We start from the raw sequence: 11,603 nt of genomic DNA on the forward strand, positions 1-11,603 counted from the left end.
TTTTTTTATTAAATTCCATTTTGGAATAATTTATTACTATTTAGGGAATTTCAAACAAAATTTAGCACAAGTCTTTTATAGTGAAGTTAACAAATAAAAGTGAGGTGAAGGACATGGACTTTATCATTGATATCATCAAAAAAATCGTTGGTTTATTCACAGGTAAATAATTTCTAACCTCTATAAAGAGACTGGTACGGTATGTATCAGTCTTTTTTTGATACATACTATAACCAATAGTTGCACTGAAACCATTCACTGATGTTGTTCTTTTTTTTATTTCTCTCATCCTTCTTTAACGTCTTGTTTCACTTCTTTTACCCGTTCAATAAGCTTATTCACCTATCATACTTCATCATTATACAAAAATTGTATTCAAGATAATATGACACAAATCATAGTACGCTTAATAAAAAAATAAGCGAGGATAAAATCAAAACCATAAATTTTGATTATTTATCCTCGCTCAATTTTTCATATCAAATCGCCTTAAACCATTCTCTTTATATAATAATATTTAATTTCCTTCATTATATTTATTTCTACTTTCTTACGAAAATAAAGTTTTCAATATATTGAATAATGAACCTACTAAATCAAAAAAGTCTCCACTCATCATTTACCCTCACCTTCATAAAATATATTTGCATCGCTTGATCTATGCTTCAGCGTTTTCAGTTTTTACTAAGTCTGAAGCAATACCTTCATAAAATTGTCTTAATTCTGCTTGTGAACGCTTTGTATCATTACTATCTTGTCCGACAAAGTCCGCATGATCCCAATCATGCATAATTGGTGTCACCTGCCAAACACCTTTTTGAACCTGGTTCGATGCTTCTACATGTGCTTGATTAAATGGATGTAATGCTGAAATTGTTGAAACCAGACCATCATTGACACGCCATTCTTTTTCGGGTGCTTTTCCAATCACATTACCTGTTAATCCCATAGGTAAATACATGTTAATATCTGATTTTTGTTTACCAAACAATCCATCTCTTGTAGATTCTCCAGTATATGTCTTATAAACGATATTCGGATTTAGTGAAGTTTTTTATTTAATTCAGTCGCTCCTGCTCTGGTTAAATCATAAAAGCCATTATCGTCTGTCGTCCATAATTTACTGTCTTTCAATCGTTTAACATATTGATTATATGTCTCATCATCTTTTTGTTTTAAACCCCATTGCTCAAGACCAAAGCTAACTTTAGAATTTTTATTACCTTTTAGTTTCGCGTAATCAAACGCAACTTGTCTGATAAGCGTTTCATTACCTAATTGATCAGCTGCGTGTGTACCATTATGGGGTGTTGCTAAGGTAGTAATTGAACTAATCATGTTATCGTTATTACCTTGAAATACTGGTGCTATATCGCCACCATGTTGTTTTTGATATTCTATTTCTTCTGGATCACCATTACGTAAATATTCTTCTAGTTGTCTAATCGTTTGTCCACCCATGCTATGACCAACTAAATGAACTTTTTGACCTGGTTGCCAGTCTTTATATACACCTTCATATGTCTTGCCATAACGGTCGTGACCATATTTTTCAGCATGTGCAGCCCCATAATGTACTGTACCGCCTTTAATGTAATAGTATAATTCAACTGCTCTGTCATGGTTACTACTTAACGCACCAATACTTGCTTCATATGCATTGTAACCCTTTTGTTCTAAGTCTTGTTGAATATTTAATTTGTCGCCTCCCCAATAATGAGGTAAAACAGAGGGTTTAATATCGTCTGTAAAACCATTAAAACCGTGTACTAATATAATGGGATCTTGGTTTTTATATTGGCCTTGTTTCGCTTTTTTTGTTGGTTGTTCTTGCGTTTTTTCAGCGTTCTGTTGGTTCACTTGATTATTTGTTGTAGCAACCGCATTTTTCTTAAGTAAAGCTAAATTTTTATCTGGATCGTTTTTCTGTTGATTGCTTTGGCTATCTTCATTAGCTAAATTGTCATTTTTTAATTGCCCAAATTTAATATCATTTTGAGATTTTGATTGGGATGCACTTTCATTTACTTTCATCTCTTTTACTTTATCTTGTTCATTGTAGTTTGGGTCTACTTCTTCTGTTGTCTGTGCTTCGGTTTTATCTTGCTTGTTGTAGTCCGGGTCTACTTCTTCTGTTGTCTCTGTTTTAGTTTTATCTTGCTTGTTGTAGTCCGGGTCTACTTCTTCTGTTGTCTCTACTTTGCCTTTATCTTGTTTATTGTAGTCTGGATCTACTTCTTCTGTTGTCTCTACTTTGCCTTTATCTTGCTTGTTGTAGTCTGGATCTACTTCTTCTGTTGTCTCTACTTTGCCTTTATCTTGTTTATTGTAGTCTGGATCTACTTCTTCTGTTGCCTCTGCTTTGCCTTTATCTTGTTTATTGTAGTCTGGATCTACTTCTTCTGTTGTGTTATTTTTATTATTTTCTAAGTCTACCTTTTCATTATTTACGTTTTCTGCATCAGTCGTTAATTTATCATTATGTAAGCTTTGATTTTCTGAAGTTTGTTTATCATGCTCTAAATTATTATTCTTATTAACCGGTACACTACTTTCCCCAGTAGTGTTATCACTATTTGTTTCCCCAACATGTTCCCCAATGTCCTGATAACTCATTTCGCTTGCTTGTTTTTCTGTTTCAGCAGCTTGCGCATTGTCTACGCCTATAAAGAGTAAAGATCCAATTAATATAGATGATGCGCCAAAAGTGAATTTGCGAATACTATATTTGTTTTTTTTCTGTTCCATACTAGACACCTCTTGGTTAATAGAATTTAATAAATAACAAACTTCCTTTTGCTAAATGAATAGATTTAAAATAAAACGCGGTACTAATTCGAAAATTTTACCAATAATCTCTTTCATAAATTACTCCTTTCAGAAAACGTTTTCAAATAATAGTAAAAATTAAATTATCTATTTAAAACAATTAATGCAATACAACAAATTTTTTAAATAAATAATTTAATTTGACCTTACTAAACAAATAAAAAATAGTCAACAATATAAATAAAAATATAATAACTTAATTCATACTTTACAAATTATTCAAAAAAGCCCTTTATCAATACTCAATTTTCACATTGATATGATAAAGGGCTAATAATTAATGTTATTTAATTGCTATAAAAATTGTACGACAAATATTAATATAATAACGACTGGTAATATAAATTTAATGAGATAATACCAAGGCATAAACAACCTAAATTTATCTTTTCCAAAGTGTTCTTTTAAAGCGTGTTTATCAAGTAATTGTCCTACAACAAGTGTTGTTCCCAACGCACCTATAGGCATTAAAATGTTGGAAACTAAGAAATCCATGTTGTCAAAGATAGTACCTGCTGCAAATTTTACATGACTCAGACTTCCAAAAGATAATGTTGCAGGAATACTTATCATAAAAACAAGTACACTTATATAAAGCGATACAGATTTACGTTTCGAATTATCATTTTTAGTAAAGTTTGACACATTGAGTTCTAGTAACGAAATTGAAGAAGTAAGTGCTGCAAATAAAAATAATATTAAAAAAATAAAATAAAAACCTGAACCATATGCCATCTGATCAAATACTTTTGGTAACACTTTAAATAGTAATCCAGGTCCTTCAGTTGGGCTATAACCGAAAGCTGAAATCGCAGGGAATATTGCTAAACCTGCTAACACAGATACTAGAATATTCATCGCTACAATAGAAACAGCCGAAGTTTTAATAGTCATTTCTTTAGATGCATAACTAGCATATGTAATCATGCCTGTTGTTCCTAATGACAGTGTAAAAAACGATTGGCCTAGCGCAAATAAAATCCCCTCTATTGAAATATCTTCTAATCGTGGTTGCAATATATATTTCAATCCTTCGAACGAGCCATCGAGAGTTAGCGATTTAACAACAATAATAATAAGGAAGATAAATAATAACGGCATCATAAATTTAGATGCTTTTTCTAATCCTTTTTCAACTCCCATCATTACAATGAACATCGTCAACAAAATAAATATCCCTTGGCCTGTAACCGTCAACCATGGATTACTTATAATAGATTCAAATTCTATTTGGCTTAATTTACCACCATTAAACGAGCATATTTGAAGTAATACATTAAATATATAAATGATAATCCAACCACCGATGACACTATAAAAACCAAATAAGATAAATACAGCTAAATTACCATTCCATCCTATAATATTTAACCATTTTCTATTTGTTAATTTTTCATATATTTTAGTAGTATATGTTTTGCCCATTTTTCCCACTGTAAATTCTATCATTAATAATGGCAGTCCTACAAACAGTGTAAATATTAAAAACATTAATAAGAAAGCCCCACCACCATAAATACCTGCCATATATGGAAATTTCCACATTGCGCCTAGCCCTATCGCAGACCCCGCACTTGCCAATATGAAACCGAGCGATGACTTCCATTGTGATTCATTATGCATCTTTCATACATCCTTTACACCCTATTATTCTTTATTGCGTTAAAGCGTTTATGTAACATAGGAAACTACTATAACATTTTTTTGAATTGAGCTCAATAGTTAATTACTTAAAACACTCGATATCATCACATTTACAAACATGACATTAAAAACTACTTCATTTAACATTTTAGACATTCTAATTTTCTGAAATTTCATTGAATTCATATAACTTTTGTGTTATATTAATGTATGTTTTGCAACAAATAATTTTAAAAATAATAGAGGTATTAAAATGAATAGACTCATACTGATTTCTGGTCTAATGTTATTCTCATTTTTCTTTGGAGCCGGAAATCTAATATTTCCACCTATGTTAGGATATACAGCTCAAGAAAATATGTGGGTTTCAATGATAGGATTTTCAATCACTGGTATTTTATTACCATATTTAACAGTCATCGTCGTAGCTTATATGAACGGTGGCGTTGAAAGTATTGGTAACAAAGTCCATCCGTTATTTGGTACGATTTTTGCAATCTGTATTTATGCATCTATTGGTGCATTATATGGTATACCACGTGCTGCAAATGTCGCTTACGAAATTGGCACAAAAAACGTATTACCTGTACATAATCAATTAACTTTAATTATATTTTCAGCAGTCTTCTTCTTAGTTGTTTACTTGATTGCACTTTATCCAAATCGAATCATAGATAATTTAGGTAAATACCTAACACCTATTTTAATATGCATTATCGCTATTTTATGTATTTTAGTTATTATTAAACCAGAAGGTTCAATTGGTAAAGCTGGTGGCGACTTTGCGCAAACACCACTTGTGTCTGGTGTCTTAGAAGGTTATTTCACAATGGACCTCGTTGCTGCACTCGCTTTTTCAGTAGTCATTGTTCAAAGTTTTAAATTAAATGGTATTAATGAACCAAAGTTATTAGTTAAAAATGTTGTGAAAGCAGGTTTTATTTCTGCCGTGCTGTTATTTATCATTTATTTTGCTTTAGCTTATGTTGGCGCGACAACTGATCAAACAGGCTTAAAAGATGGCACAGATATTTTAACTTTTAACTCATTACGTGTATTTGGGTCTTTAGGAAACTTAATTTTTGGGATAATTGTGATACTAGCTTGTTTAACAACTTGTATTGGACTTGTAAATGCTTGTTCAGCGTTTGCAATGAAAAAATTACCAAAGATTTCTTATAAATTATTTGTACTTATCTTTTCAATATTAGGTTTTACTGTTTCTACTTTAGGATTAGAACTTATTTTGGAAATTGCTGTACCATTACTTACATTTATTTATCCAACATCTATCGTATTAGTGCTTATTTCGTTATTGAGTATCTTCATCTCATTTGAAATGAAATATAGCTTTATCATACCAACAATTGCAACATTGATTATTTCTTTATTACAAATATTAAATGACTTTAATTTAATTAAAATACTTAATGTTGTATATGCGCATTTCCCATTAGCAAATATCCAATTAGCATGGTTGATACCATTTATAGTGTGTCTGCTAATCGGTATTATTATCGATTTCTGCTATGCTAAATCGCAAGCTAAAATGACTTAAGTTAGTGCGCACTATTAACCAGACGGTATGTCAACACATATCCATTCTCATCAATACATCCCTTCAACTATGGGATGTATTTTTTATGTAAAATAGTAAAATTTCAAAAAAGTTTTCGGATTTTTAAAGTTGTTTATACGCATAATTTAGAATTTTCCATTATATTCACTCACCTATAAAATGATATATTTGTATGTAATTGGTATAATACATGTTAGCTATATAATAAAATTTGCTATTTAAGGATTGTGATTGGGTATGACTGAATTTAATGAATTTTTGGAGTCATTAGAAAATGACAAACAAACAGCCACAATGGAAGCTATCTTTAATTGGATTTCTGAGACTTTTCCTGAACTCGAAACAACAGTAAAATGGAATCAACCGATGTTTACGCATCACGGTACGTTTATTATTGCTTTTAGTAAATCTAAACAGCATTTCTCAGTAGCACCTGAAGCAAAAGGAATGGCTGAATTTACTGAACAGATTGCAGAATCTGGATATTCACAAACCAATAATTTATTTCGTATTAAATGGACACAAGACGTTAACTATGAACTATTGCAGTCCATGATTCAATTCAATATCGAAGACAAAGCGAATTGTACTACATTTTGGAGAACTTAATTTTAAACATATTGAAACATAAAAGGATGGCTCTACTCATATTGGGTAGAAACCATCCTTTTTAGTATTTAAATTGTTTATGTATAATCTTCAAAAAACGCTATCACATCTTGCTCTACATCCAAATGACCTTCACCATACGTCATTAAATGTTTACACGTAGGATAACCTTGAATTTCTTTATCCTCATGCTCAATTTGATTATAAATATAATTTGCACTAGCTTCATAAGCCTTTTCATCTTGTTCGCCAAACTTTATAGCAATAGGGACAGAAATTTGATTTAAGTGTGCCATCGCATCATCAACAAGTTTTTTAAATTTATCAAAACCAACGGCATAGTTTTCAATTTGATTCATCTGTTGTTGTATTGCTTCTTGTGACAAACCTACTAAGTTTCCCATGCGTTCTCCATAAAATTCCAGCCTTTTTGCAAGTCCAGCATCGTCTTTACTAAACGGTGTCGACATCACTGCAACAGAAGCAACCTGCTTTTCTTCCGCCAATTTTAAAGACAAAATACCGCCTAATGAGATGCCGCATACACTTATATTTGAATAACCTTGATCTTGCAAATATTGATATCCTTCTAGCGCATCTTGCCACCAATCCTCTGCGTCATAAGCCATCAATGATTCGAGCAATAAGCCATGCCCTTTATAGGAAGGCGCATAACATGTAAAACCAGCTTTATTTAATTTTGTAGCTAATAATTTTACATCTCTAATCGTACCTGTAAATGAATGTAATAACAATATAGCACGTTCAGAAGATTTATTTTCCAAAAATATCGGATTAGGTTCTTTTACATTTATCATCTATTGTCACTCCAACTTTTAACATCCATACACATTGTAATAGAAAATCGTTTACGATACAACGCGTTATGATTAATGAAAATCAAGATTGCTCAAACGACTATCTCTCAAAAAAATACAAGCCACTTCCTTAATGGAAGTAGCTTGCTTCTATGAGGAAGTCTGGAAACATGCCTAAGGCATGCTCACAGCGACCCATAGTGTGTGCATGCCCTTGGCATGCTTATATAGTGTACAATTTTATGTAAGTTCTTTCAAACATTTATAAATACTGAAACTATTGAAATTCATTTTATCTACATGCAAGTATATAGGATAATTTCTATTTATCTTCTTTATTTTTGTAATATTCAGATAAATGATTGTTAAATAATTATCGATTTTGACGAATATAACTCAGCTTTAATAAAGTATAATATATAATGACGGAATTTAAAGGAAAACGAGGTAATAAATATGGATGATTTAAAAATCAACAAAAGATTAATTATGACACCTGGCCCTGTTAGCGTAGACCCCCGCGTTTCACAAGCAATGTCAAACTCTATTTTAGGTCAATTTGACTATGAATTTGTAGACATTATGAATCAAACAATGGAACTAATTCGTAAATCTTTTTTAACAAAAAATCAATGGTCCTTTCCTATTGATGGCACAAGTCGTGCTGGCTTAGAAGCTGTGATTTCCAGTATTGTTAAACCTGGTGATGATGTCCTAGTTCCAGTCATCGGACGTTTTGGCTATTTATTCGCTGAACTGGTTACGCGTGCTGGTGGTATCGTTCACAGCATTTATAAACCAATGGGAGAGGTATTTGAACAATCAGAAATCATTGAAGCTTTAGATCAATATCAACCAAAAGTACTTGCTATTGTACACGGTGAAACATCGACTGGTAGATTGCAACCAATTGATCAACTTGGTCGAGCATGTAAAGAAAGAGGGATATTTTCTGTTGTTGATGCTGTGGCTACATACCAAGGTATGGTTATTCCAGTAGATGAGTGGGAATTAGATGCAGTCATTGGTGGCGCTCAAAAATGTTTATCTATTCCTTCAGGTATTACCCCAATTACTTTCAACGATAGATTTAGTGATGCCATCAATGCGCGCAAACGTGTAGAACTTGGCATTCGCTCTACTGAAACCACAGAACCAGATCATTTTATTAGAAGTAATTATTTAGATTTAGCACAATTACAAGATTATTGGAGCCCAAAACGTTTAAATCATCATACTGAAGCAACGACTGCAATATATGCACTTCATACTGGTCTAAGATTAGCACTATCTGAAGGACTGGAAGCACGTGCGCAACGGCATGCCTTTCACCAAGAAGGTTTAAAAGCAGCCTTGAAGGCATTAGGACTCGAAATATACGGCAATGAATCGAACGAAATGAAAATGGTTATATGCGTTAATATTCCTGATGGTATAGATGATATAGCATTCAGAGACAGTTTATTAAAAAATTATGGCATAGAAATTGCAGGATCCTTTGGAGAGTTAAAAGGTAAAATATGGAGAATCGGTATCATGGGTTATGCTATCCAAAAACAGAATATCTTAACATTTTTAGCTGCATTTGCAACTCACCTTCTTGCTCAAGGCCTTATCAAAAATCTTGATATAGAAAATGCAATTAAAACACTTATCAATCACTATGATAATAATGCGATATCATAAGATTTCAACACATCATTTGACTATATAAATCAAAAAAGGTACAACTCCAATCCTAAAATGATGCACATCTCAGAAGTTAGATTTTTAGTCCAACTTTAGAGGTGCCCATCAAAAACCATTGGTGTCGTACCTTTTTAATTTTTTCATTATAAATTTAAGTCTTTGCTATTATTCATCTTCTACAACTCTATTTTTAGCTGCAGGATAACCAAAAATAAAAAATAGTAATGACATGAGTAATAATGCAACAATGCCTGATATCCAATTTCCTGTGAAATCATGCAAGTATCCAATTAAAAATGGTCCAATCGCTGCAATTAAGTATCCTACAGATTGACCAAAACCGGATAATGAAATACTACCATCACTCGTCCGTGCACGGATTGAGAAGAATGTCATACATAAACTGAAACATGCTCCCATTGCTAAACCAGCAATAACCATACCAATAACAAGTAACACTAATGATTGTGTAAAGAATAAGCCAAAACCAGTTAAGAATAAAATTGTGATAATAACGACCAATATACGTTGGTCTTTCAATTTAGATGCTATAATTGGAAATGAAAATGTCATAGGTACTTGAGAAAATTGATTGAGCATTAATAAATAACCTGCTGTGGATGGATCTACCCCTCTATCAACTAATATAGATGGCACCCATGCGACAACGGTATAGAATACCATAGATTGGAAGCCCATCGTCAAAGCAACCATCCAAGCTAATTTAGATTTGACAATATTGACTTTCTTACGATGTTTGACTTGTGTTTGATCAATTGTATGTTGTTCTAATTGCGCACCTTGACGTGCTTTAGGAATCCACAAAATAATCGCGATAATACCTAGAATAATCCAAAATGACAGTGACAACCTAAAACCGAGTGATGTTTGTGATAATGGGAAGCTTAACCCGCCACCTAAGCCTGCTGTAAAGTTCATAGTTCCACTATAAATGCCCGTAGCAATGCCGATTTGCATTGGGAAATACCATTTTACATAGCTAGGTAGTACAACGTTACCAAATGCAATTGCTATCCCTAATACTAATGTACCAATAATAAATAAAGTAAAATCACCAGCTACACGTAAATACAATCCAATTATTAGTAATATAGTAGAGTACAGAATTGTACGAGACATTGTGATACGCGACGTTACTCTCGATACTAATGGAGAAACAATCGCAAAAATAATGAGCGGTATAGTAGTTAAGATGCCAGCAACACTGTTATTAATTTCCATTACATGCTTGATCTCATCAACTACAGGCCCTACTGATGTGAGTGGCGCACGTAAAGTAGAAGCAATAAACACAATTGCCAAAATTACGCCCCAATTTTCTTTAATTCTATGTATACGATAGGGTTCAGTCATCTTATACCACCTTTCTTCCAAATCTTTTAATATAATAATACAACGAATCGATCAAATGAAAACCATTTGAACGATTCGCAAGTAATTGTTTCTAAAGAACTCATCCATTATTGTTCAACATTTAATAAAATACGTGTACCTGCTTTACCCTCTAATGCTTCAACTGCATCATCTAATGAACAGATAATCGCTTCTTTACCCATTTCAGCAAATTGAATCGCAGCTTCAATCTTAGGTAACATACTTCCTGCAGGGAATTGCCCTTCGGCAACATAAGTTTTTGCTTGTTCAACTGAAATTGTTGCTAATTTCTTTTCGTTCGGTTTACCAAAGTTCACACAAACATTTGATACATCTGTTAACATCATAAATGTGTCTGCTTCAACTTGTTGCGCAAGTTTTAAACCAGAGCGGTCTTTATCGATAACCGCTTCCACACCTTGAATATTCCCGTTTTCATCACGATAAACTGGTATACCACCGCCACCAGATGAAATAACAATCGCTTGGTCAATCAATGCTTTAATTTGATTGACACCGTGAATCACGAGTGGCTCTGGTGAAGGAACAACACGACGGTAACCTCTACCAGCATCTTCTACCATCACAAAACCATGCGTTTTTTCTAGGCGTTTTGCTTCAATTTCGTCAAAAAATACGCCAATTGGTTTTGTTGGATTATCAAATGCCTTATCATCTTTATCCACTTCTACCATTGTTAATAATGTTACCACATCACTTTGAATATTTAATGCATGTAAATGATTTTTCAAAGATTCTTCCATCATATAACCAATAAATCCTTGTGATTCAGCGTTACATGCATTGATTGGAAGTGGATCTACAACGTCTTTTGCCGCTTCATTTTGTGCAATAATATTACCGACTTGTGGTCCATTACCATGTGTAATGACAACGTTATGTCCAATTTTTTTCAACTCTGCCATTTTTCGTGTAGCAGCAAACACGTTTTTATATTGATTGTCGTATGACGCTTCTTGTTTAGGTTGTAAAATAGCGTTACCGCCTAAAGCAAGTACAACACGCTTACTCATACGTTT

General features: G+C 32.8%; 7 protein-coding genes and 1 pseudogene. 3 read left to right on the forward strand and 5 right to left on the reverse strand.

Features of this window, described 5'->3' with window-relative positions; genetic code table 11:
- Positions 1–658: 658 nt before the first annotated feature.
- Together lip and KA883_RS05930 are read right to left on the reverse strand one after the other, a co-directional pair.
- Positions 659–2,748 (reverse strand): annotated as a pseudogene (gene lip, locus KA883_RS05925) (YSIRK-targeted triacylglycerol lipase).
- 375 nt (positions 2,749–3,123) lie between these two features.
- A complete protein-coding gene (locus tag KA883_RS05930) occupies positions 3,124–4,452 on the reverse strand; it encodes a sodium-dependent transporter (RefSeq protein ID WP_210139907.1) in 1,329 nt (442 codons plus the stop codon).
- A 274-nt stretch (positions 4,453–4,726) separates the two neighbouring features.
- Between KA883_RS05930 and brnQ the strand changes: the two genes are divergently transcribed.
- Positions 4,727–6,031 (forward strand): branched-chain amino acid transport system II carrier protein, encoded by a 1,305-nt coding sequence (gene brnQ / locus KA883_RS05935; RefSeq protein WP_046207009.1) that lies wholly within the window; start codon positions 4,727–4,729, stop codon positions 6,029–6,031.
- 258 nt (positions 6,032–6,289) lie between these two features.
- Positions 6,290–6,661, forward strand: a complete 372-nt coding sequence (locus tag KA883_RS05940; RefSeq protein ID WP_046207010.1) for an iron chaperone — start codon at positions 6,290–6,292, stop codon at positions 6,659–6,661.
- Between the two features lie 77 nt (positions 6,662–6,738).
- On the opposite strand, the gene KA883_RS05945 is transcribed toward KA883_RS05940, so the two are convergent.
- Entirely contained in the window at positions 6,739–7,479 is a 741-nt protein-coding gene (locus KA883_RS05945; protein ID WP_046207011.1) for an alpha/beta hydrolase, read from the reverse strand.
- A 456-nt stretch (positions 7,480–7,935) separates the two neighbouring features.
- On the opposite strand from KA883_RS05945, the gene KA883_RS05950 reads away from it, so the two are divergent.
- Complete coding sequence (locus KA883_RS05950; protein WP_046207012.1) at positions 7,936–9,165, forward strand: pyridoxal-phosphate-dependent aminotransferase family protein; 1,230 nt, start codon at positions 7,936–7,938, stop codon at positions 9,163–9,165.
- A gap of 168 nt (positions 9,166–9,333) precedes the next feature.
- Here KA883_RS05950 and KA883_RS05955 read toward each other — a convergent pair whose 3' ends face one another.
- Both KA883_RS05955 and arcC read right to left on the reverse strand, forming a co-directional pair.
- Positions 9,334–10,542: a CynX/NimT family MFS transporter gene (locus tag KA883_RS05955; protein WP_046207013.1), complete on the reverse strand. Its 1,209-nt coding sequence runs from the start codon at positions 10,540–10,542 to the stop codon at positions 9,334–9,336.
- A gap of 107 nt (positions 10,543–10,649) precedes the next feature.
- Positions 10,650–11,597 (reverse strand): carbamate kinase, encoded by a 948-nt coding sequence (gene arcC, locus KA883_RS05960; protein ID WP_046207014.1) that lies wholly within the window; start codon positions 11,595–11,597, stop codon positions 10,650–10,652.
- Between the last annotated feature and the right edge of the window lie 6 nt (positions 11,598–11,603).

The sequence above is a fragment of the Staphylococcus sp. GDY8P54P genome (assembly GCF_017892645.1).
Taxonomy (GTDB): Bacteria; Bacillota; Bacilli; order Staphylococcales; family Staphylococcaceae; genus Staphylococcus; species Staphylococcus ureilyticus.